The organism is Pseudoalteromonas prydzensis (assembly GCF_001661495.1).
GTDB classification, from domain to species: Bacteria; Pseudomonadota; Gammaproteobacteria; order Enterobacterales; family Alteromonadaceae; genus Pseudoalteromonas; species Pseudoalteromonas prydzensis.
On sequence record NZ_BDDT01000001.1, the window covers coordinates 141,596 to 164,124 of the forward strand.

The 22,529-nt window shown below is 41.9% G+C and carries 20 protein-coding genes; 10 read left to right on the top strand and 10 right to left on the bottom strand.

Features of this window, described 5'->3' with window-relative positions:
* Window positions 1–128 precede the first annotated feature (128 nt).
* On the top strand, window positions 129–1,718 hold the full coding sequence (locus tag A7968_RS00600) for a carboxylesterase/lipase family protein (protein ID WP_064664643.1): 1,590 nt from the start codon (window positions 129–131) through the stop codon (window positions 1,716–1,718).
* Here the strand turns inward: A7968_RS00600 and A7968_RS00605 are convergent, their stop codons facing one another.
* The 3 genes from A7968_RS00605 to A7968_RS00615 form a co-directional block, all read right to left on the bottom strand.
* Window positions 1,719–2,438 carry an SIR2 family NAD-dependent protein deacylase gene (locus tag A7968_RS00605; protein WP_064664644.1) on the bottom strand — a complete coding sequence of 240 codons (720 nt, stop codon included), beginning with the start codon at window positions 2,436–2,438 and terminating at the stop codon, window positions 1,719–1,721.
* Between the two features lie 9 nt (window positions 2,439–2,447).
* Window positions 2,448–3,437, bottom strand: coding sequence for a GGDEF domain-containing protein (locus A7968_RS00610; protein WP_167542944.1), 990 nt, complete (start codon window positions 3,435–3,437; stop codon window positions 2,448–2,450).
* 337 nt (window positions 3,438–3,774) lie between these two features.
* Window positions 3,775–4,404, bottom strand: coding sequence for an NAD(P)-dependent oxidoreductase (locus A7968_RS00615; protein ID WP_064664646.1), 630 nt, complete (start codon window positions 4,402–4,404; stop codon window positions 3,775–3,777).
* A 129-nt stretch (window positions 4,405–4,533) separates the two neighbouring features.
* Here A7968_RS00615 and A7968_RS00620 point away from each other — a divergent pair, with 129 nt between their 5' ends.
* The gene (locus tag A7968_RS00620; protein WP_064664647.1) at window positions 4,534–5,418 is read left to right on the top strand and encodes a LysR family transcriptional regulator; all 885 of its coding nucleotides are present in this window, start codon (window positions 4,534–4,536) and stop codon (window positions 5,416–5,418) included.
* 30 nt (window positions 5,419–5,448) lie between these two features.
* Here A7968_RS00620 and A7968_RS00625 read toward each other — a convergent pair whose 3' ends face one another.
* Both A7968_RS00625 and A7968_RS00630 read right to left on the bottom strand, forming a co-directional pair.
* Window positions 5,449–6,306: a universal stress protein gene (locus tag A7968_RS00625; protein ID WP_064664648.1), complete on the bottom strand. Its 858-nt coding sequence runs from the start codon at window positions 6,304–6,306 to the stop codon at window positions 5,449–5,451.
* A 10-nt stretch (window positions 6,307–6,316) separates the two neighbouring features.
* On the bottom strand, window positions 6,317–7,801 hold the full coding sequence (locus A7968_RS00630) for a SulP family inorganic anion transporter (protein ID WP_064664649.1): 1,485 nt from the start codon (window positions 7,799–7,801) through the stop codon (window positions 6,317–6,319).
* Between the two features lie 543 nt (window positions 7,802–8,344).
* Between A7968_RS00630 and A7968_RS00635 the strand changes: the two genes are divergently transcribed.
* Together A7968_RS00635 and A7968_RS00640 are read left to right on the top strand one after the other, a co-directional pair.
* Window positions 8,345–8,902 carry a DJ-1/PfpI family protein gene (locus tag A7968_RS00635; protein ID WP_064664650.1) on the top strand — a complete coding sequence of 186 codons (558 nt, stop codon included), beginning with the start codon at window positions 8,345–8,347 and terminating at the stop codon, window positions 8,900–8,902.
* Between the two features lie 30 nt (window positions 8,903–8,932).
* On the top strand, window positions 8,933–9,331 hold the full coding sequence (locus A7968_RS00640; RefSeq protein WP_064664651.1) for a ribbon-helix-helix domain-containing protein: 399 nt from the start codon (window positions 8,933–8,935) through the stop codon (window positions 9,329–9,331).
* 29 nt (window positions 9,332–9,360) lie between these two features.
* Here A7968_RS00640 and A7968_RS00645 read toward each other — a convergent pair whose 3' ends face one another.
* Complete coding sequence (locus A7968_RS00645; RefSeq protein WP_064664652.1) at window positions 9,361–12,282, bottom strand: TonB-dependent receptor; 2,922 nt, start codon at window positions 12,280–12,282, stop codon at window positions 9,361–9,363.
* Window positions 12,283–12,558: 276 nt separating this feature from the next.
* Window positions 12,559–12,804 (bottom strand): YfhL family 4Fe-4S dicluster ferredoxin, encoded by a 246-nt coding sequence (locus A7968_RS22780; RefSeq protein ID WP_084447949.1) that lies wholly within the window; start codon window positions 12,802–12,804, stop codon window positions 12,559–12,561.
* 230 nt (window positions 12,805–13,034) lie between these two features.
* On the opposite strand from A7968_RS22780, the gene A7968_RS00650 reads away from it, so the two are divergent.
* Window positions 13,035–13,325, top strand: a complete 291-nt coding sequence (locus tag A7968_RS00650; protein ID WP_064664653.1) for a helix-turn-helix domain-containing protein — start codon at window positions 13,035–13,037, stop codon at window positions 13,323–13,325.
* Window positions 13,315–14,607: a type II toxin-antitoxin system HipA family toxin gene (locus A7968_RS00655; RefSeq protein WP_064664654.1), complete on the top strand. Its 1,293-nt coding sequence runs from the start codon at window positions 13,315–13,317 to the stop codon at window positions 14,605–14,607. The genes A7968_RS00650 and A7968_RS00655 overlap by 11 nt, the downstream gene beginning before the upstream one ends.
* On the opposite strand, the gene trhP is transcribed toward A7968_RS00655, so the two are convergent.
* The 3 genes from trhP to A7968_RS23085 all read right to left on the bottom strand — a co-directional run bounded on the left by trhP (window position 14,604) and on the right by A7968_RS23085 (window position 17,744).
* Window positions 14,604–15,983, bottom strand: a complete 1,380-nt coding sequence (trhP, locus tag A7968_RS00660; protein WP_064664655.1) for a prephenate-dependent tRNA uridine(34) hydroxylase TrhP — start codon at window positions 15,981–15,983, stop codon at window positions 14,604–14,606. The genes A7968_RS00655 and trhP overlap by 4 nt on opposite strands.
* Before the next feature lie 127 nt (window positions 15,984–16,110).
* Window positions 16,111–17,427, bottom strand: coding sequence for a methyl-accepting chemotaxis protein (locus tag A7968_RS23670; RefSeq protein ID WP_064664656.1), 1,317 nt, complete (start codon window positions 17,425–17,427; stop codon window positions 16,111–16,113).
* A gap of 164 nt (window positions 17,428–17,591) precedes the next feature.
* Window positions 17,592–17,744 carry a hypothetical protein gene (locus A7968_RS23085; protein ID WP_157586605.1) on the bottom strand — a complete coding sequence of 51 codons (153 nt, stop codon included), beginning with the start codon at window positions 17,742–17,744 and terminating at the stop codon, window positions 17,592–17,594.
* A 111-nt stretch (window positions 17,745–17,855) separates the two neighbouring features.
* Between A7968_RS23085 and ndk the strand changes: the two genes are divergently transcribed.
* The 4 genes from ndk (at window position 17,856) to A7968_RS00685 (ending at window position 22,529) form a co-directional block, all read left to right on the top strand.
* Entirely contained in the window at window positions 17,856–18,287 is a 432-nt protein-coding gene (ndk, locus tag A7968_RS00670; protein WP_008111339.1) for a nucleoside-diphosphate kinase, read from the top strand.
* Window positions 18,288–18,461: 174 nt separating this feature from the next.
* Window positions 18,462–19,595, top strand: a complete 1,134-nt coding sequence (rlmN, locus tag A7968_RS00675; protein WP_064664657.1) for a dual-specificity RNA methyltransferase RlmN — start codon at window positions 18,462–18,464, stop codon at window positions 19,593–19,595.
* 112 nt (window positions 19,596–19,707) lie between these two features.
* Entirely contained in the window at window positions 19,708–21,642 is a 1,935-nt protein-coding gene (pilW, locus tag A7968_RS00680; protein WP_064664658.1) for a type IV pilus biogenesis/stability protein PilW, read from the top strand.
* On the top strand, window positions 21,639–22,529 hold the full coding sequence (locus tag A7968_RS00685) for a RodZ domain-containing protein (protein WP_064664659.1): 891 nt from the start codon (window positions 21,639–21,641) through the stop codon (window positions 22,527–22,529). Before pilW ends, A7968_RS00685 begins: the two co-directional genes overlap by 4 nt.

A 22,529-nucleotide genomic window follows, 5' to 3' on the forward strand; every position in this document is an offset into this window, starting at 1 on the left:
TAACCAAGGTGGTTATACCCCCTATATAATCACCTTGGTTTATTTACGCCTTTATCTATCCCATCATTTTTTATGCTAATATCGATTGGCTCTCAAATACGACACGCTCATCTATATAGAGGTTAACCATGCTATTGCGCTCACCACAAACACTTGCTTTTTTGACTTGCTTGACGCTTACAGCAATTACATTACAAGGCTGCTCAAAAGCCACATCAAACACCACCGTAGATGTAACGGGTGGTGTAGTGCAAGGAACCGAGTCTGGTAAAATAATAGCATTTAAAGGCATTCCTTATGCTGCACCTCCTGTAGGTGATTATCGTTGGCGAGCGCCACAACCTGTGCCTAAGTGGCAAGGCGTTAAGCAAGCTGATCACTACGCATCCGACTGCATGCAAAAACCATTTGCAGGCGATGCCGCACCACTAGGTACTCCACCGGCAGAAGATTGCTTGTATTTAAATGTAATAAGACCCGCTAAACAAAGCGATGCTGGCTACCCTGTGGTAGTGTGGTTTTACGGCGGAGGTTTTGTTAACGGCGGCGCGTCTCCAGAGGTTTATTCAGGCGCAAGCTTTGCTAAACAAGGAGTGGTATTTGTTAGTTTTAATTATCGTTTAGGTCGATTTGGTTTCTTTGCCCACCCTGCACTGAGCAGTTTTGAAAATGACGCGCTTGGCAATTACGCAATAATGGACCAAGTCGCTGCTTTAAAATGGGTTAAAGATAACATCTCTGAGTTTGGTGGTGATCCAAGCCAAGTAACCATTATGGGTGAATCCGCTGGTGGTAAGTCAGTACATGCCATGCTGCAAACGCCCAGTGCGCAAGGGTTGTTTCATAAAGCGATTATTATGTCTGGCGGTGGCCGCGAGTTATTTAATCAATTACCACTTCACAGTGATGATCCAGGCACATTATCAGCCGAGCAAGTAGGCGTTAACTTTGCCGCCCAACATCAAATAACCGGCAGTGATAAAAGTAGCCTAACAGCACTGCGTGAACTCCCCGCCCAAGCTATTGTTGATAATTTAAACCTCAGTAACTTAGGCCAAGTGAATAATGCTGTTGTCACTTACTCTGGCGGGCCAATTTTAGACGGTACACTCATAACTGGCAGCACCAGCGAAAACCTACTTAGTGGTCAATTTAGTAAAGTGCCGTTGATGGTTGGTACCACTAATCATGATATCGGCTATGCAAATTATGACACTAAGCAGGCTTTATTTAACAGCTTTGGCGATAATGCCATACAAGCTCAGCTTGCCTATGATCCTGAAAATAACAAGCCACTGGCATTATTAAACTACCAAGTTGGCCAAGACCAGCGAATGCAAGAACCTGCTCGTTTTACTGCCCAGCGCTTTAGCAAAAATGGTCAAGATGCATACCTTTATCGATTCGCTTACGTAGCACAAACATTAGATGCGAAAGGGGCTGCACACGCAACCGAAATCCCTTACTTTTTTAATACCGTGGCAAGCAAATACGGCCATGTTACTACTGAGCAAGATAAACAAGCGGGCAAAACCATGCACCGCTATGTGACTAATTTTATAAAATCAGGTAATCCAAATGGTCCTGGTTTAATCAATTGGCAAAGCTTTCAACAAGCGCCTGAGTCAATTTTAGAATTAAATAGTTCAGGCGTTGCTGAGTTTATTACTGATCCACTCGGTTTGCGACTTAATGCAACGCAAACCAAAGCACAGTAGCTAACCTTCAGCTTGAATGTACTCTAATGCAGTCATTTTTTTATAACTGACATTAGGGTGCATTATGTGCGCAGGCTCAGGATCAACCACTTCAATTGGAATATCGTAACTGCGGGCTATCTCCAATGCCATTTGGGTAATATTTACACTAAACGAAGTGCCCATAAATACGATTTTATCGGCAGCGAGCATTCGCTGCTGTGCTTGTGTGATCCGATAAAGCTCAGTGTAATATTCATCAAATAACAGCACATACGGTTTAAAAGAATGGTTAAGCTGCGGTTGCTGGTTTTCAATATGGAACAACTCAAGTAACGAATCATGCAAACGGCTTTCGTCTACGTTATCCCAAGGAGTGGTTTGCGGTGTAACGTCATCACCTTGATGGTGAAACAAGGTCATTTGATCAAGACGACCGTGAATTGCAATGTAGTTAGCATTCCCTGCTTTGCCGTCTAAGCCATCAATATTTTGCGTAATTAAGTTTTTATCACTCAGCCAATGATGCACCTCATTAGGGCCATGATGTCGATAAGTGGCAAAGCGGTGATAATACCAAGCTAAAAATTCTCGCGGGTTATTTTCATACATGCCACGTGTAGCCATTTCCATCGGCGTATAATTTTGACTACCGATAGTCCAATAGCCATCTTCACCACGAAAAATAGGAATACCGCTGGCTGCACTCACACCCGCACCTGTAATATATAAAGTATTCATTGCGTTCCTTTAAACACACGTTTGATTTTTGCCTTGCTCCTTAGCTTGATAAAGCAGTTCATCAGCTTTGTGCATCGCTTTATCAATAGACACAGCCGTTGTTAATGTACTAATACCCATACTCACGGTAACAGCCAGTTGGTTTGCACCTATATCTAAACGATTGTGTGATAAAGCAAGGTGGATCTCATTGGCAAATTGTGTAGCTTGCTGTTTATTTTTATGGCGTAGAAAAAATAAAAACTCTTCTCCCCCCCAGCGCGCCACCATATCATTTTCACCTAACTGAGCAACAAATAAATCAGCCAGATGTTTTAGTACTTCATCGCCAACTAAGTGACCATATTGATCGTTAATCTTTTTAAAATTATCTACATCCGCAATAATGATACTCGCCGTTTGCTGCTGCTTTGCAAATTGCTCAAGTTCCGCCATAGCATAACGTCGATTAGGTAGGTTAGTTAAAGGGTCGCGAGTCGCTAAATATTCATTTTTGTGTATTAGCTCAATCAAACGTTGGCTGTAAATTTGCCGAAAATATTCATAAAAGCCACTCAATAAAGCAACAATGATAAAAGAAGCAATAATCCGAGTTGGAAAATAAACCGAATAACCACTATAAAATTCCCAGTAATTCGATAAGTAAAAAGCACCGGTAACACAAGTTACAAAAATAATTAAATCAATAATGCCACGTCTAAAACCGCGAACAAAAAAAGTAACTGGGGATACAATGAAAATCCAAATAGGCCCTGTACCATGGCTTCCACCTGTAAGCACTAAATAAATCATTAGGGTATATAAGGTGTATAAAACGATTAAGGAGGAAACAGCGACTCTATCACCAAGACAAAAAGGAGAAGCAAATAAAGCCGATGAGCCTAATAACGAGCAAGCCAAAATAAATTGATTATTATATAAAGCGATTATCGCCATACCAAGGGTTGTCACCGAGCCAATTACGGAGAAGAACCTAATGGTGAGTTTTCGTTCGGCCAAATCGGAATAGCTAATCATCAATACAGTGCGTCACTTCTAAAGTAGTGAAGGCAATCTTTGCATGAATAAACTGATTATAAGATTGCACTAAAATTATAAATAATTAATCAGTTACCTGTAAAAATATAGTCTAAACATAAGATCATTGTAAAAGCGAAGGAAGAAATAATTGCTAAAGATTAGCTTACATACGAATAATATGTTCGTATTACTGAGCTGAGCCAATGGGCATTTTAGCCCACGTTTATCGGACCACAGATGCAAAAATTAGGCTTTTAATCATTATCCACCAGTCATGTCTGATTGACAGTAATGCTTTAAAAGCCCGACAAATAGCTTAATAAGCCACACTGATGCGCTGATTAATATGCGCTGCATTTTGTGCTTCATCCAGCATCGCAATAGCGTAATCGGTGACCGAAATTTTACTTTCACCTTGCTCATCAGTGAAAAAAGCATCGCCACCAATACGATACGCACCTTCACTCGTGCCAGGGTAAATAACCGCAGCAGGACTTACAAACGTCCATTGTGTTGATGTGCTTGTTGATCTGAATACCTTTAACGCCTCACCCTGTGCTAATGCTTCAGCTTTATATTCAGCAGGAAAATCGGGGGATGATACTAAAGTTACGCCAGGAGAAACTTCTAAGCTTCCCGCACCACCAACCCACAATAGTCGCGTGTTACTTCCTGAAAGTGCCGCTAATAAGCGCTCTGCAGTGCGGGCAACGAGATCATGATCACCAGCAGCACGGCCACCAATCGAGGCAATTACTACATCGGCGCCAGTTAATACCTCTAAAATGTCATGTTCAGATTGCAAATCAAACTCTTTTATCGCTGTACCATCCGTTACTTTACCTGCATCACGAACAACCGCCGTTACATTGTGACCGTTTGATTTCGCCTGCGTCATAATGTGACCACCAATCCAACCAGTTGCGCCTAAAATAGTAATGTTCATATCTGTATCCTTAAAAAGTATTTATCATCTGACTGAGTAGCACCTCAGCTGTTGATAATCAGTTTACTTGCTTACTAATTGATGATAAATAAACCTTATAGATACACATTAGTTCACTTCAGGATACTAATGGACAAAATAACTGCAATCCAAAGCTTTGTTGAAGTTGCCCGCTGTGGCAGCTTTACAAAAGCTGCTGACAACTTAGAGCTGAGCCGCTTACAAGTCACCCGCCACGTACAAGACATTGAGCAGTGGCTGAGCTTGCGGCTGTTTCACCGTACCACCCGTAAAGTGAGTTTAACCAATCAAGGCGAAGAAGCACTTGCCTACTGTAAGCAAATACTCAGCAGCGTATCTGATTTACAAAGTAGAGCCCATAGCCATAATAATGAGCTAGTGGGCACAATTAGGGTGGCAGCGCCTATCGGACTTGGGCAAAACATGCTATTTGATGCAATCGAAGAATTTGTTGCAATGCACCCAAGTACGCAGTTTCAACTGGTGCTCTCTGATAGCCTGTCGCAATTGGTCGATGAGCGTGTAGATATTGCCTTGCGTTACACTCATCAACCCAATGAACAGCTCATTGCCCGTAAATTAATGTTTATAAATACAGTTATGTGCGCATCCCCAGAGTATTTAAATAGCAAAGGTGACATCACAACTCCGCAAGATTTATTGCAGCACAACTGTTTGCTACACACTGGGAGTGCAACATGGCATATTTTAGGCAAAAATTCGGATGAAAAAATCAGCGTTAAAGGCAATATTAGCGCCAATGACATGTCGGTAGTACGCAAGGCTGCAATCAGAGGAATGGGGATTGCCAATTTACCTTGTGATTTAGCACAAGAATATTTAGCAACAAAACAATTGGTTAAAGTACTGCCTAACTACTCAACTCCAGGAAGCCATTTATGGGCCGTTTATTTATCGCGTAACTATCAACAAAACTTGGTCAGAGCGTTTATTGATTTTTTAGCCCAGCGTTGGCAACACGATATACTATAAACCTCCAGCAGCCATAAGCTGCTGGAGAGGTTAACCATAGCGCAAAACGAGTAATGGGAGTTGGCTATTCTCAATCATTTTCATGGTATTACTACCAAGCAGTACTTGCCTAAATTTAGAGTGCGAAAAAGCGCCAATCACCACCATATCAACGGCATAACTTTGTTTATAAGTAATCAGTATTTCAAATATATCACCCGTTAAATAACTGGCTTCCACATCAAAACCATGTTCAAGCAACAATGTTTCTGCGGCTTTAAACTTGCTGTACTGATCGTCTTGGTTATTTTTTACCGTCACTAAATGGCATTTCAAACCTTTTAATAAGCCCCCTTCAACGATGCGCTGCAACGCCTTATCGGCAGTTTCTCTGCCATCGTAGCAAAGTAAAAAGCTTTTTGGCTGAATAAAATCTTGATTAGCAATTAACACCGGCGTATGAACTTGTCGAATAACATGTTCAATATGAGAACCAAGCGCTTTAAACGATGCGCTATCCCCTTGCCCACATCGGCCGAGCACAATTAATCGAGCATCCGTTTCAAGGTCACAAATGGCATCAGTGATCGTGCCATGGCGCTGCGTACTTTCGACCTGGTCATGGCCCTTAGTAATAGCTCGTTGCTGTGCATGTTCAAGCAATTCTTTACCTAGTTGCAGCGCAAGCTTGCTATGCTGTTCGTCGAGTTCGGTCATTTGTTCTAACAATGCTGATTTTGCGCCAAACCCTATTGCACCACTGAGGTTTTCATTATGTACTTTGCGGTCTTTTTCAATGGCATGTAAAAATACCAAAGGGGCACTTAATTTATCTGCAGCCCAAATGCCTGCGTTACACACAGCATCTGTGAAATTTGAGCCATCAATACAGGTAATTACTTTATTCATGTGTCACTCCTTAATGGCCAGCCATTAGCTTTTCAACTTGTTGTGGATCGTTATGAATTGCAAATTTGTCAACCATCGTTGCAGTCGCCTCACTCATACCAATGATTTCAACCTCTGCACCTTCACGTCTAAACTTGATCACCACTTTATCGAGTGAAGTAACCGCCGTGATATCCCAAAAATGTGCATGAGTTAAATCAATCACTACTTTATCAACCACTTCTTTAAAATCAAACGACGCGATAAACTGCTCGCTCGATGCAAAAAACACTTGGCCTATCACGTTATAGCTACGCTGGTTATTACTTTGCTGGGTTTGCACCACCATAAAGCGGCCAATTTTATTAGCAAAAAATAATGCCGACATTAATACTCCAACAAACACACCGATGGCTAAGTTATGTGTTGCCACCACGACCGCAACAGTCACTATCATCACCAAGCTACTCGACAATGGATTTGTTTTCAGATCCCGTATTGAGCTCCATGAAAAGGTACCAATTGAGACCATGATCATCACAGCAACCAATGCAGCCATCGGAATTTGTTTTAACCATTGATCTAAAAACACCACCATAAATAACAAAAACACCCCGGCAATAAAACACGATAAACGCCCTCGCCCGCCAGATTTAACGTTTATAATAGATTGACCTATCATGGCACAACCTGCCATTCCACCCATTAAACCTGCGCCAATATTAGCGATACCTTGGCCTTTACACTCTTGGTTTTTATCACTTGGTGTATCGGTTAAATCATCGACAATAGTTGCCGTCATCATTGACTCTAATAAACCAACCACAGCTAAGCCAATTGAATAAGGCAGTATAATCATTAGCGTTTCAAGGTTTAGCGGCACATCAGGCCATAGGAAGATCGGTAATGTGTCAGGCAGTTCACCCATATCACCGACGGTACGAATATCCATGCCCATAAACATAGCAAATATGGTAAGCGTCACAATGCACACCAGTGGTGATGGAATTGATTTACCAATTACCGGCAAATACGGGAATAAGTAAATGATGCCTAAACCAGCGGCAGTCATCGCGTATACGTGCCAAGTTACATTGGTAAGCTCAGGTAATTGCGCCATAAAAATGAGGATAGCCAAAGCATTCACAAAGCCAGTAACCACAGAGCGCGATACAAAACGCATTAAGCTACCAAGCTTAATAAAGCCTGCAATTATTTGAATTACACCGGTCAGTAAAGTCGCAGCCAGTAAATACTCAAGGCCATAATCTTTTACTAAAGTCACCATTAATAAAGCCATCGCACCGGTTGCTGCAGAAATCATCCCAGGGCGGCCGCCCACAATAGCAATGATCACAGCAATACAAAACGACGCATACAAGCCCACTTTAGGGTCAACCCCTGCAATAATAGAAAACGCGATAGCCTCAGGAATTAACGCTAATGCAACCACAATACCCGCAAGCAGATCGCCACGAATGTTGGCGAACCACTCGAGTTTAAATTTTTCGAACATAAAAAACCTTGTTTGTTTTATGTGTTATCAACTTCATTATGTGAGGCTCATGCCAATTAAAAGATCACCTACAAAGTCATATCCGCTTTGATAAGAAAATCATTTAGCTTTAACTAAAAACATAATTGAGATTGATAAAATCTGATAAACCACACAGTCAACACAACAATACCTAAGTAAAGTGTCTAGTAAGTTGAACAATGTTGTTTAAGTATTTTTGATGGTGCATAAAAGCACCTGCTGCAAGGCAGCAATTGATAGCCATTTAAATTATGGCAATTTAGAGAGGGGAAAACCTAGGGCGGCGTAATGCGCAAAATAACGAGCCTTATCAGTAATAGTTGCTGAGATAGTAGGCTAGTTTTTTATTAAAATCAATCGCACTAAACAATCAATCTCGATTTTAATAACCTAAAATGGCTTGTAGTATTCCTATATTACCCGCTCAATAATTAGCTATGCTCTACTAAATACTCAGTGCATTAAAGCGCGTTACAAAGCAGCACGAAAATACATTTGCACACTCAATACAAGGAGCAAAACATGGCTAAAGTACTTATGATCACCGGTGACTTTGTTGAAGACTATGAAAACATGGTGCCTTTTCAAGCATTATTGGCAATGGGCCATCAGGTTGATGCTGTATGCCCTGATAAAAAAGCGGGTGACACTATCGCAACGTCGATTCATGATTTTGAAGGCGACCAAACCTATACCGAAAAACGCGGTCATAATTTTGCACTTAACGCGACATTTGCCAACATTAATGCCGCTGATTACGATGCCTTGTATTTACCCGGTGGCCGTGCCCCTGAGTATTTACGTTTGAACGCGAAAGTAATCGAAATAATTCAACACTTTGCTACAGCGGATAAACCAATTGCCTCTATTTGCCACGGCCCGCAAATGCTCACTGCTGCAGGTGTGATCACAGGTAAAAAAGTATCTGCCTACCCTGCGTGCCAACCTGAAGTAAAAATGGCGGGTGCCGAGTACGTTGAGTTACCTATGGATGGCGCAATTACCGATGGCAAATTAGTCACAGCCCCTGCTTGGCCTGCGCACCCAGCCATGTTAAAACAGTTTGTAGCCTTGCTATAATCGTAATTTAGCAGCATCACGAGGTAACCTATGTGCCAACTTTTTATTAATGCCGACAGTCGATTGTGGACCTGCCGTACCAAGTCTTTACGCATTGATGGCGTGGTTACCTCAATTCGTCTCGAAGAATTTTTTTGGGATATTTTAGAAGAGGTGGCTTTTCGCGATCAAATGACCGTAAATCAAATGATCACTAAGCTCTACCTTGAGTCTCTTGATGCTGATCATGATATCGGTAACTTCACCTCATTTTTGCGAGTGTGTTGTTCTCGTTACTTATCGCTAGTGGCCGATGGCAATCTCAGCCGCGAAGATACCATACCGTTAAATGATATCGACGCTAGTCACGTTTTAGAACAAGAAAAACTGCGTACCCGTGTGCGTAAAAGCCAATATACCGATGTATCAATTAGACCTTCACTCAATTAATTTTGTTGCAGTCATCACTCATTCCTGCTTTAAAAACTGTAATTAAACCCAGCGTAATAGCGACGACCTGAGTAACTGGTATTCAACAAACGAGCATCGGTATCTTTACCCAAACGGGTTACCGACTCTGATTGCGTTAAATTAATTACCGCTGCGGTAAAGCTAAAGCTATCGGTAAAGTTATACGCGGCATTTACATCTACTTGCTGGTAAGGGTCTTGATACACGTTTAAACCACTATTAATACCGAGCACGGTTTCGCCTCGTTTATTGTATGACGCGCGAATATTAAAGCTATCCCCTTCATAATAAACCGAAGTGTTATATTGATAGTCAGCGCTGCCTATTAATGGCGATTCAGCAAACTTTTCACCAGCAACCGTTACATCAGCCTGATTGGTATTGTTATATGTGTAGTTGGCATAAATACCAAAGCCGCTCTCAAAGGCATGTTGAATAAACACTTCCACCCCTTTAGAGACGGCATCGCTGCCATTACCTACCGTGCTATAAGGTGAAATAGTGATAGTACCAGCATCAACAACGCCTGCTTGGCCTGCAAATTCACGCTGTGAATCAATCACCAATGGCACCACAAAGTTATCCACCTTTTTATGAAATAACGCCACACCTAATGCAGAGCCTGGCGCATAGTAATACTCAACAGATAAATCGGCTTGTACTGACTCAAACGCTTTTAAATTTTTATTACCCCCACTGCCGCTAAACCCGGGTTGCTCGTTAAACGCAGCACGATCAGCAGCCCATTCATCAGATACGAAAGTAATACGCTGTTGACTGCCTAAATCACCATAATCGGGGCGCGACATCACTTTAGCAAGCGCGCCACGGACCACCACATCATCACTGGCATCCCACGCAATATTTAAACTGGGTAATACGTGAGTGTCTGTTGTTTGTTGTGTGATCAATTGGTATTGCTCAATTAAGCGATCATCACCTGTGATCGGCTCGCCCGTTTCATCATCGGTTTCATCCAATAAAAAGGTATAGAGATCAGTTGAGGCGCTGGTGGTTTTAGTTTGCACTACCCGCACACCTAAATTACCGCGCAGATCACTGTATTCAAAATCCCCTTGCAAATAAAACGCGCTAATTTGCTCAGCAATATCATAGACAAAGTTATCTTCAATGCGGGTATACGGCACATAGTTACTGTAAATATAATCGCGATATTTATGCCAATTGATAGTCGGCATGAGGTTGATATTAAAACCACCAGCAATATTGCCCTCGCCCGCGCTGTTAAACACATCTTGCGCTGCTGGCATACCGTTATTCCATTGGTAACTATCAAATTGCGTAATGCCGCCGGCGCTTGCCTCACCTGCAGCAATATCAAAACTCGGATCAAGGAAAAAGTTGTTGCCCGTTTCGCGGTGCAGTGACGCATCACGGTATTTTGCACCAGTGCGAATAGTGGTCAATATGCCCCAATCAACATAAAAATCAACGTCAGCTTGGTAGTAGTTTTCTGCTAAGGTGCTACGTGCAAAACTTGAATTCGATGAGCCGGCATCACGACCACCGCCAACACCTGCGAGTAAGTTATTCAATGTGTTAGGGTCAATCTGCATCGAAATACGGTCATCACTGATTGACCAAGCAGCACTTTGCGCTGCGTTCTCAATGTTACTTTGCCCTTCACCCGCGTTTGAGCTTTTATACGCTGCTTGCCAGCTTTCTTTTGGCCCGCCTTTGGCTTTAGTTTTACCCGCCACAAAACGTGCTTTAAAATTATCGCCTTCGTAGCTTAAGTTAAAATCAAAAGTATCAGAGCTAGACTCTTCATCTACATAACTGCCACGTAACCACGGCAATTGCATATCTTTTTCAACACCACTGGCCATGGCGCTATAGTCCATGCCATTGACAATTGTGCCACTTTCATCAAGTGTAATACCTGTTAAAAAGTCCGGATTTAGCGCCCATTCAGGCATATCAACGTGCGATTCGCTGCGCTGTTGCTGTAAACTAAAACCAAAGTAATTAAAACCCAGTTCAATGCGATTAGTTGGTCGCCACTGAGTTGAAAACTGCACGCCTTCACGCTCACGCTTTTCATTTACTACAGAGCTGCGCACCACTTGCGGAAACCATATATTCTCATAACCTTGCCTGTTGGCATCAGTCACAACGCCCCAGTCATTACTGTTATTAACCGCATTGCCATTCACATCACTGGGCTGCGCGCCATTGTAGCGCCATACATTAGCATCAGTACCACCAGAGAGCGTACGATTGGTACGCTCTTGGCGCGTATAGCCAAGTAAAAAACCAACGCTATCACTATCGTTTTTCCATGAATACAAACCAGTAAACTGAGGCTCATAATCTTCTGTTACATCGGCATAAGTAGTTTCAACATTAAAAACCCCCGAATTAGCCTCCATATCCAGCGGTTTGCGGCTATGCATTAATACCGTACCACCCACGCCACCTTCATCAAGGCGCGCTTCAGGTGATTTGAATACTTCAACACTTGCGATCATCGCCGATGGTAACAAAGCATAATCGAATGAACGCGATGGCTCCCCCGGTGATGAGGCAATAAAATTACCATTTAACTGCGTGTAAGTTAGATCAGACGATAAACCACGAATGCTCACCGTTGAACCTTCACCGCCTTCGCGGTCAATCACTACACCCGGTACTCGTGCTAATGAATCAGCCACGTTTTTATCAGGGAATTTACCAATGTCTTCAGCAGTAATAGCATCCACAACAGAACTAGATAAACGCTTAACAGCTAAATTTTCAGCCATACTTGAGCGAATACCTCGCACCTCAATCACTTCCATATCTTTTTCAGCTGGCGTGTTTGTTAACTGCTCGGCAGCAGCTACATTCATAGCACTAAAAACCGATAAACTAAGAACAGAAAAACGCAGCGATGCTGCTAAAGGTGAGTAACACGTTGAGGTTGCCATTGAATGTGCGGGTCCATTACTGGTTAACAATTGTAAAGGCGGCAATTGTACACAGCCAGACTTAATGGATTGTTAACCATAACTTGCAAGTAACTGAATAGTTGAGTGAATTATGGTCATGCAGTTAAATTTAAATCAATACCTAACTTGATAAGGATTGCAAACGCTCGATACAATAACTTGTACAATTTTGCAGACACTGTCTGCAAAATTTAAAACCTGTCATAAACGTATCTACAAAGCGTTTAAATTTTTCGGTAATAATGGGCAGTATTTTTAACCCATCAATCTCACATACTTTTCGGCCAGTTCATCTATACTTTCACGATGATTCGGATCGGGCTTTATACAATCAATGGGGCATACACTCACGCAAGTAGGCTTATCATAATGACCAACGCATTCAGTGCATTTGGCAGGATCGATTTGATAAATTTTAGCGCCCATGTAAATAGCTTCATTGGGGCACTCGGGATCGCACATGTCACAGTTAATGCATTTACTGTTTATTAGTAAAGCCACTCACTAACCTCATTTATTAGAGCTAGTACTTCTAGCATAAATTTGCAGCCGTAAATTATGCATTTTATTCTGTGTTGCTTTGTTGATCTTAATCAATAAAAATTATATTAGGTAATTCGCATTCAACCATTAACTTTACAACCAAGAAATGGACACTATAATATCCATTAAGTTCATAAAAAAGCAACTTTGGATACAGTAATGTCCAACGAGGTTCGTGAGGTTCTATTATTAATTATCTATTATTAAGCGAAGGTGATGTGCAACTGGCTTTTGCCGAGCACTTAAAAGGGCTTCGAAAAAAAGCAAAAATGTCACGCGAGGCGTTAGCTAAAAAAAGCACAGTACCTGCTTCTACAATAAAAAAGTTTGAGGTTACAGGGCTTATTTCATTCAGACAGCTATTGCTTTTGTGGCAAACACTCGACGACTTAACTCGTTTATATGACTTAACAAAAGTGCCAGCTCAAAATAAAAATGCGCCAACGTCTATTGATCAGGTGTTAAACAATGGCCTTTAAACCCATAGATAAGCTAGAAGTAAAACGAACATTATCAGATTCATCAGAGTTAATGGTGGGTGTACTTGCTCAAAATAGGCAAGGTATTTACTTTCAATTCGATCAAAGCTATTTAGACACTTACGGTAATCTTTCGCCATTTTCACTCGCCTTTAATAGAGAGGTTCAGTTAGCACCTAAAACCCCACATAATGGATTGCATGGGGTATTTTCTGATTGTTTGCCTGATGGGTGGGGGTTACTACTACAGGACCGTGTATTCAGACAAAATAATATAATGCCTAACTTTGTGACCCCAATGGACCGCTTATCTTTTGTTGGCCACTCGGCTATGGGCGCATTATCGTTTACACCTGAAACTCATTATGATGGCACAAATGACGATGAGGCTGGTCTTGCTACATTAGGTCAACAAGCCCAAGCAATATTTGACGGGCAAACAGAAGAAGTGCTTTCTGCGTTAGTGGCTGCTGGCAGTTCCGGCGGTGCACGCCCTAAAGCTCAAATTTATTTTCCTGACAATAATATACAAGAATGTAGAACAAAGCCTAAAACGGGCGATGATGCTTGGTTAATCAAATTCACATCCAAAAACCTCGCTTTAGGGCATGAGGAAGGGTTATGTGAAGCTGTATATTTGAATTTAGCTGAACAAGCGGGATTAAACCCACCTCAGAGATTGCTAGTACCCGCCCCAGAAGGAACCGGTGCAAAGCAATGGCTTGCCTTAAAGCGATTCGATAGGTTTAAATTAATGGGTGGTAAAATGGGCTGCAAACATATGCACAGTGCATGTGGCTTACTAGATGCTGATTTCCGTACGCCCACGTTAGATTATGAAGATTTAATTAAAGCGAGTCGTGTTTTATGCAAATCACCTGCTGCAGGACAATTACAATTTCGTCGAGCGATGTTTAATTTATTTAGCTGTAATCAAGATGATCACAGTAAAAACTGGGCTTTTTTACAAGAAGATTCAGGTGAGTGGGATTTAGCGCCTTTTTATGATGTAACCTTTAGTCCTCATCCCTTTAACGAGCATGCGACTTCATTTGCCGGATTTGGAAAAAATCCACCACTAAAAGCGATTCAAAAGCTGGCCTCTGCAGCAGGTTATGCAAATTGGAAGCAGGTACAAGTGATCATATCTGAAATAGCAGAGATTATTTTCAACTTTAAAGACACAGCTAAAGCGCTAGACGTAAATAAGCAAACGATTAACTTAATAGAGCAACAGCTTGATAATACGTACGCCATGAATAAGCATTTAATCGGTAGTTAAACAGCTTGCTTAAACGGATTGCGGGTGTCTTGGTTTTCATCCAAGTTACGCATTAATATCGCATGTTCTAAATCGATATTATCTGGCAGTGGAATTTTGACAATATGCCCTGAACCTTTGGCATCTGTGATGTTTTCGCCTTTTTTGTTTTCCATGCATTCAAGGGTAAAGCTAATATTACCTTTAGGGGTCATTAGCTCTAATGAATGACCTACACAGAATTTGTTTTTAACATCAATCTCAACCAAACCACTGTCACTACGCCCTAGTACCTCACCTACAAATTGTTGTTTATCGGACACCGAATGACCGTATTCATAATTTTGATAATCTTGATGGGCGTGGCGTTTTAAAAAGCCTTCGGTATAACCGCGATGTGCTAAGTTTTCCAGCGTTTTAAATAAATTAGTATCGAATGGGCGCCCCGCTACGGCATCATCTATGGCTTTACGATAAACCTGTGCAGTACGCGCTACATAATAAAACGACTTAGTGCGGCCTTCTATTTTTAAGCTGTGTACGCCCATTTTTGTTAACTGCTCTACGTATTGTACGGCGCGTAAATCTTTTGAATTCATGATATATGTGCCGTGTTCATCTTCAAACGCTGGCATGTATTCACCAGGGCGGCCTTGCTCTTCAAGCATTACAATATCATCGCTCGGCGCGCCTTCGCCTAGGGTTGGAATAACCGTGCTTGGGTCAAACTTGTGCACTATTTCGCCGGTTTCGTTTTCAGTGCCAGGTTTTACATCATAATTCCAACGGCACGCATTGGTGCAAGTGCCTTGGTTAGGATCGCGCTTATTTATATAGCCTGAAAGTAAGCAACGCCCTGAATACGCCATACATAATGCGCCGTGCACAAATACCTCTAACTCTGTTTCTGGGCATAGCTGACGAATTTCAGCGATTTCTTCAAGCGATAACTCGCGCGATAATATTACTCGTTCAATACCTTGTTTTGCCCAAAACTGAACGCTTGCGTAATTAACTGCATTGGCTTGGACTGATAGATGAATGGGCACCTGTGGCCACTTTTCACGCACTAGCATTATCAGCCCAGGATCTGACATGATCAGGGCATCGGGCCCCATCGCAATTACCGATTCAATATCGCGTAAGTATGAGTTGACTTTAGCATTATGTGGCGCGATGTTTGATACTACATAAAACTTTTTTTTCAGTGCGTGCGCTTCATCAATACCGACTTTAAGTGTTTCAAGGTCAAACTCATTATTACGTACCCTTAGGCTGTAACGAGGTTGCCCGGCATAAACGGCATCTGCACCATAAGCAAATGCGTAACGCATGTTTTTTAAACTGCCAGCAGGTGAAAGTAACTCGGGGATAAACGGGGTGATAATTGACGACATGCGCGCTCCATACATAAAACTGGGGTCAAGCCAGTGGCATGAAAATAACCTGAAAGTCAGATCAAGTAATAAAGCGCGACAGTATAAGGTTAGTTAAATTTAGATGTTTTGATCGAAATCATAAAACTCACTTTAATTGATTGGCAAATTGACTTACTGCATCAACCACTTGCTGGGCACCTTTTTTAATATTAGTCATCACAATGCCAGACTCGTTTGACAGCTCTAACCCTTCTTGTGCTTTATCTTCACCTTGCTTAATGGCTTTCACACTTGACTGCGTTAAGGATTGATTTTTTTGTACCACTTCAACAATTTCCTCTGTGGCTTTACTGGTTCTAGATGCTAATTGACGCACTTCATCGGCGACTACCGCAAAACCTCGCCCTTGCTCACCTGCTCTTGCGGCTTCAATCGCAGCATTCAATGCTAACAAATTAGTTTGATCGGCAATGCTACTAATGCTTTGTACTATGCTTGCTATTAACTGTGATTGTTTATCCAATGCTGATATTTCATCCCCTGCTTGCGACATTTGCACCGCAAGTTCGTTCATCACTTTGACTGCTTGCTCAATAACCGCAGCCCCTTGGTCGGCAAGGTGATCAGTTTCAATTGAAGTGCTATACGCAATATCAGCTGCTTCAGCTATAGCGAGCTCGCGCTCAACTTGCTCAGTAATAACAGTCGCGAATTTAACCACTTTATACAGTTCGTTTTGCTCATTGAAAATCGGGTTATAAGAAGCTTCAAGCCAAACCGTTCTCCCATAACTATCTATGCGTTTAAAACGGCTTGAAACGTACTCGCCTCTTTTGAGCTTTTTCCAAAAGGCATCATATTCAGCAGAGTTTGCCTCTTCAGGCTCACAAAAAATACGGTGATGTTGACCAACAATCTCTTTAAGTGAATACCCCATGCCAGCTAAAAAGTTTTCGTTTGCAGTTAATACAATGCCATTGGTATCAAACTCAATAACCGCCATGGCCCGATGCAAGGCTTTGATTAAATCTTGATGCTCGCGAGAGGTTTCAATCGTGCGCGTTAACACATTTGAATGCAAAGTAAACTCAATAGGCTTGCCTTGTTCGTCCACAACTGGTTGCAAAATACTTCTTAACCACTCTTGTTCGCCATTGACATTAACAAACTGCAATGCACCAACCCAATGTTCACGCTGCTCTATTGCTTTTTTTAAGCTTTTAAAATGCCCAGTATCTCTGGCGTTACTTGGCACAAAATCTAGTAGCTTTTTTCCAATAAGTTGCTGTTCAGAGTAACCTAGCTCGTCTGCAAAGTTCTTATTTTGTGCTGTGACTAGCCCTGTTTTATCAATGATTAAAACCAGCATCTCTTCGTCTAAGCTTTTTTTAACCTGCTCTTGCTTAAAAAGCTTACTTTTTAATTCAGCATTCTCACTTTTTAGCGTTTTATTAAAAAACATACTCACTTCCTGATATAAACATTGGTCACTTGAGCCAGAACAGCCGCCATACAAACTAAATATACGTTAGTGTAGTCTAAGTTGTTCACTTTGATACTCGTTTTAGGTAATTAATAATTAAACCAAAAAATAATAACCGCTTATTTTGCTCTATCCCAACACCTTTAGTTTTCAGAGATTAATAGTTCCGTCGTTTCAAGCAAGATTTGCTGCTCATCAATGCCTATCTCTATATAAAATATATGGCTACTTTCAAATTCTGGTGCCTGATTGAGTTTTAAATTAAAGTAACGAGGCGCGCTTTTCCCCTCATCCATTAAAATACAGCACACGCCTCATGAATAAAATTAGGCATTTTTGTTTAAAACGCGTATAATTCGCGCCCGTTAATATTCACACTTTTACTTAAAAATTATTGGAGCATAAAGATGGCTTTAGAGCGTACTTTCTCAATCGTAAAACCTGATGCAGTTGCTAAAAACCACATCGGCGCTATCTACAACCGTTTCGAAACTGCTGGCCTTAAAATCGTTGCAGCTAAAATGGTTCACCTTTCACAAGAGAAAGCGGAAGGTTTCTACGCAGAGCACAGCGAGCGTCCTTTCTTTGGTGCTTTAGTATCTTTCATGACGTCTGGCCCAGTAATGGTTACCGTTCTTGAAGGCGAAAACGCTGTTCTTAAAAACCGCGAAATCATGGGTGCTACTAACCCTGCTGAAGCACTAGCTGGTACTTTACGTGCTGACTACGCTGATAGCATCGACGAAAATGCGGTTCACGGCTCTGACGCTGTTGAATCTGCTGCTCGCGAAATCGCGTATTTCTTCGCTGACGAAGAGCTTTGCCCACGTACTCGTTAATTCGAGTTTCACAGCTAACACTGTGACGCAAAGTAAGAAAAGGGCTTTCGGGCCCTTTTTTAGTCATTAACTAAGCAATTAAACAGCTGTTTAGCTAATGACTAAGCTGGTCGAATTGTGTACAATTCATCCCCGTAAATTTTTATCACCACCGTCACTGATTAAGGTTGTTTCATGACCACTGAGCAAAAAAAGATTAATTTATTAGATTTAAACCGAGATGCAATGCGCGAGTTATTTGTATCGTTCGGTGAAAAGCCATTTCGTGGCGATCAGGTGATGAAATGGATTTATCATTTTGGCGTTGATAACTTTGACGATATGAGCAACGTTAATAAAAAGCTGAAAGAAAAGCTTAAAGCAGAATGTGAGATTGTAGCACCCGAAATTTCAGTTCGTCAGCAAGCAAGTGACGGTACCATCAAATACGCATTAGTACTTGATGGAGGCCAAGAAGTTGAAGCTGTATGGATCCCAGAAAAAGAGCGCGCAACCTTATGTGTATCTTCACAAGTAGGCTGTGCATTAGAGTGTACTTTTTGCTCGACCGCACAACAAGGCTTTAACCGTAACTTAAAAGTATCTGAAATCATCGGCCAAGTATGGCGCGTAGCAAAAGACATTGGCCTTGACGGCAATAGTGAGAAACGCCCTGTCACCAACGTGGTAATGATGGGTATGGGCGAGCCGCTGCTTAACCTTAAAAACGTTGTTCCAGCAATGGAACTGATGATGGACGATTGGGGTTTTGGTTTATCGAAACGCCGCGTTACTTTAAGTACTTCTGGGGTGGTGCCTGCACTTGATTTATTGAAAGAAAAAATCGATGTAGCACTGGCGATTTCTTTGCACGCTCCTGATAACGCGTTACGTGATATTTTAGTACCCATTAATAAAAAATACCCGATTGAAGAATTTTTAGCGGCGTGTCGTCGTTATATTGATGGCTCTAAAGCAAATAAAGACGTGACCATTGAATACGTGATGCTTAATGGTGTTAACGACAGCACTGATCAAGCACATGAACTTGTTAAAACATTAAAGGGTACACCGTCAAAAGTGAACCTTATTCCGTTTAACCCGTTTCCAGGTAACGAGTACACACGTTCAAGCAACAGCCGAATTGATCGTTTCTCTAAAGTATTACAAGCTGCTGGCATTACCTGCATTGTACGCCGTACCCGAGGGGATGATATTGACGCAGCCTGTGGGCAATTAGCGGGCGATGTTGTTGACCGTACTAAGCGTTTGGCGAAAAAGAAAATGCGTGCGGATAATGCGATTGCCGTAAATATTCAGCAAGCCTAATTTTTTAATCCCCTCCAAAGCCCTTAGTGCCTATTTATTTTTGAAATAAAGGATGCAACATAAGGGCTTTTCGGTAATATAGCTGCATGGACACTAATAAAGAGACGAAGTAATGCGATCTTTACTTGCTATAACTATCAGTGCACTCGCTTTAACAGGGTGTGTAACTGAAAATAGTTATGATGGCAATGACAAACCCGTTGTTGAAAATAAAATCAATAATACCGGCGCAGCTCGCACCCGTATTGCCTTAGCACTAGAGTATTTGAGTACAGGGAACAGCTCACAAGCAAAGTATAACCTAGAACGAGCCGCCGCATTCTCTCCCGATCTTCCTGAAGTCCACTACTCGTTTGCATATTATTATCAACAAGTCGGCGAAAACGTACTGGCAGACAAAGCCTATCAAAAAGCGATAAAAATTGATCCCAACGATCCGAACACACGCAATAACTATGGGGTATTTTTATGCGGTATTGGCGAGTATGACCGTGCCACTGAGCAACTGCTAATAGCCATTGAGATCCCAAGCTATATCCGTGTTGCTGAAAGCTATGAAAACTTAGCGTTATGCGCCATTGAATTTGATGACTTTGATAATGCAGAAAACTATTTTAAATCAGCGATTAACCACAGCTCAATGCGTGCCTCATCACTGATCAGCTTAGCCGCCTTGTATTACGCAAAAAGTGACTTACACAAAGCAAAAGAAGTGCTGCTGCGTTATGAAAACAGTGGCCAAGTATCCTCTCGCTCATTATTACTCAGCTATTTAGTTGAACAACGCATGGGCCATATTGAAAAAGCAGAAACCACAGCCGCCACCATATTACAAACTTACCCGACCTCAAGTGAAGCAAGGCTTATTCGTGAACAACAAACTAAACGCAGTGAGTTTGAAATGCTGCGCTCGCAATATCGCCAAGCAAAATTAGATGAGTTACAAGCAAATAGCCCTGCGGGAGAGGTGAACTCAGCACCGCAAATACGCATTATAAAAAAGAAAAAAGCGCCAACAACTAGTACGACGGCGCAAGAAATAGCGGCTCAAACAACAGCCACAACTCAGAGCACAGCTAATGCAAACAGTGCTGAGTTAAACGCCAGCTTAGTAACACCTGTGATTGCAGAGGTTCAAAACAGCACAGTGAAAAGTACGGCTATGCAAACATCTGCAAACCCTGTAGATACTGGCTCTGTCGTGGCCGCTTTAAATACGGCGACTGTCGCTGTAGCACTGCCAAGCAGCGCTGACACAACAACCAAGCAAACGGTACAAAGCAATGATGCGGCAGCGGTGATGTCTGCGCTGGAAATTGTGCAAGTACCTGCTAAAACGACCACAAACGATGCGCAAATGATAGATATTGCGTCACTCTCATCTGATGAACAGGTTGAAAAAGCATTAGCCGTTCCAACCGTGCATTTAGCAACAACGCCGTCATCGCAGACGTCAACTCGCGTAAATAAGTCACAAGACGGGGTTAAAATTGTGTCTTTTGGTGCGGCTGCCGACAATCTAAGCATAGCAAAAAACAGCCAACCGATAGCAACAAATCAATCCCAGTTTGGCAATGATTTAAGCGACGGTGAAAAAGTTGTTTTTTATCAGCCACAACGAGATGCGGCCGTGTTTTCTGGTTCAAACAGCAGCTCTCAACCTGAGGTCCGCTTTCAAGATCCACAACAAAATACCCAAGCGCCGTTGCTAAACTCGCAGATCCCGCAATTGACAACGCCTTACCATGTTTTACAAGATGGTGAAAACCTATTTAGCATTTCAGTGCGATACAATGTTAAACTACAAAAATTACTGCAATGGAATGCGTTGAAAGAATCTGATCGGGTGATCAATGGGACAAAAATTTATCTCAATGATCCAAATATATATTACGAGATTAACACCGGCGATACCTTATACAGTATTGCCACCAAGCGTCGTTTGTTAATTGATCAGTTAATGCGATGGAATAAATTAAGCCCAGATGTTGCACTTAAACCTGGGCATAGACTATTACTAGTGGACCCTGAATCATACGCATTATGAATGATGAAAATACGGAAACAACCAGCTTAACCCTTGGCCAAACTTTAAAAAGTAGTCGAGAGCAAGCGGATGTCAGTCTTGAAGAGCTGGCTAAAAATTTAAAATTATCGGTGTTGCAATTACAACGTCTTGAAAATGACGAACACCACTTAATCGGCCCTGCGACTTTTATTAAAGGCTATGCTAAAAGTTATTGTCGTGAGTTTAATCTAGATACAGCGGTCATCATGGCCTTGTTTCCAGAGCCGCAGGAAACCTTTAAAAAAACCAATATGCAAAGCTTTTCTAAGCGAACAGAAAAAGAAGCGCACGATAATCGCTTAATGCTAGTAAGTTACGCTATTTTAGCGATTGTTATTGGCTCTTCAGCAGTGTGGTGGTGGCAAAACTCGGCTCCTATTGATAAGCAAGTTGTGACACCGTCAATAAATAATACGCCTGAAAGTACAGTCACTTTGCCCGAGCAGAAGCCTGATACAGTGCTTGTTTCACAACTTGAGCAAGCGGGTCCCGATGAGGCCATTGATGACTTTGCAACCCCAGCTGATGAACAACTCGATGAGCAGCTAGATGAGCAGCAAGCAACTCAAGCCGATACAACTGAACCAGCAATAACAGCGAGCCAGCCGAAAGCGGATGGAATCGGCACGATTGTTATGCATTTCAATGAAGAAAGCTGGGTTGAGATCCATGATGGTAAAGGAGATAAAGTGGCGTTTGGTGTCAAAAAAGCAGGCTATGAGATGACTGTCACTGGACATCTACCTTTTTCTGTCGTATTGGGAAAACACCAAGCTGTTGATATCACCCTCAATGGTGAAAAAGTTGATATTTCAAATTTCCCGAAAAACCGTTTAGCAAAATTTAATTTACCGTTAGCAGAGTAG

Bases quoted from the DNA above. Each gene is read 5' to 3' on its own strand.
- A7968_RS00600 (WP_064664643.1), top strand. From the start codon at position 129: ATGCTATTGCGCTCACCACAAACACTTGCTTTTTTGACTTGCTTGACG.
- A7968_RS00605 (WP_064664644.1), bottom strand. From the start codon at position 2,438: ATGAATACTTTATATATTACAGGTGCGGGTGTGAGTGCAGCCAGCGGT.
- A7968_RS00615 (WP_064664646.1), bottom strand. From the start codon at position 4,404: ATGAACATTACTATTTTAGGCGCAACTGGTTGGATTGGTGGTCACATT.
- A7968_RS00620 (WP_064664647.1), top strand. From the start codon at position 4,534: ATGGACAAAATAACTGCAATCCAAAGCTTTGTTGAAGTTGCCCGCTGT.
- A7968_RS00625 (WP_064664648.1), bottom strand. From the start codon at position 6,306: ATGAATAAAGTAATTACCTGTATTGATGGCTCAAATTTCACAGATGCT.
- A7968_RS00630 (WP_064664649.1), bottom strand. From the start codon at position 7,801: ATGTTCGAAAAATTTAAACTCGAGTGGTTCGCCAACATTCGTGGCGAT.
- A7968_RS00635 (WP_064664650.1), top strand. From the start codon at position 8,345: ATGGCTAAAGTACTTATGATCACCGGTGACTTTGTTGAAGACTATGAA.
- A7968_RS00640 (WP_064664651.1), top strand. From the start codon at position 8,933: ATGTGCCAACTTTTTATTAATGCCGACAGTCGATTGTGGACCTGCCGT.
- A7968_RS00645 (WP_064664652.1), bottom strand. From the start codon at position 12,282: ATGGCAACCTCAACGTGTTACTCACCTTTAGCAGCATCGCTGCGTTTT.
- A7968_RS00655 (WP_064664654.1), top strand. From the start codon at position 13,315: ATGGCCTTTAAACCCATAGATAAGCTAGAAGTAAAACGAACATTATCA.
- trhP (WP_064664655.1), bottom strand. From the start codon at position 15,983: ATGTCGTCAATTATCACCCCGTTTATCCCCGAGTTACTTTCACCTGCT.
- A7968_RS23670 (WP_064664656.1), bottom strand. From the start codon at position 17,427: ATGTTTTTTAATAAAACGCTAAAAAGTGAGAATGCTGAATTAAAAAGT.
- A7968_RS23085 (WP_157586605.1), bottom strand. From the start codon at position 17,744: ATGGATGAGGGGAAAAGCGCGCCTCGTTACTTTAATTTAAAACTCAAT.
- ndk (WP_008111339.1), top strand. From the start codon at position 17,856: ATGGCTTTAGAGCGTACTTTCTCAATCGTAAAACCTGATGCAGTTGCT.
- rlmN (WP_064664657.1), top strand. From the start codon at position 18,462: ATGACCACTGAGCAAAAAAAGATTAATTTATTAGATTTAAACCGAGAT.
- pilW (WP_064664658.1), top strand. From the start codon at position 19,708: ATGCGATCTTTACTTGCTATAACTATCAGTGCACTCGCTTTAACAGGG.
- A7968_RS00685 (WP_064664659.1), top strand. From the start codon at position 21,639: ATGAATGATGAAAATACGGAAACAACCAGCTTAACCCTTGGCCAAACT.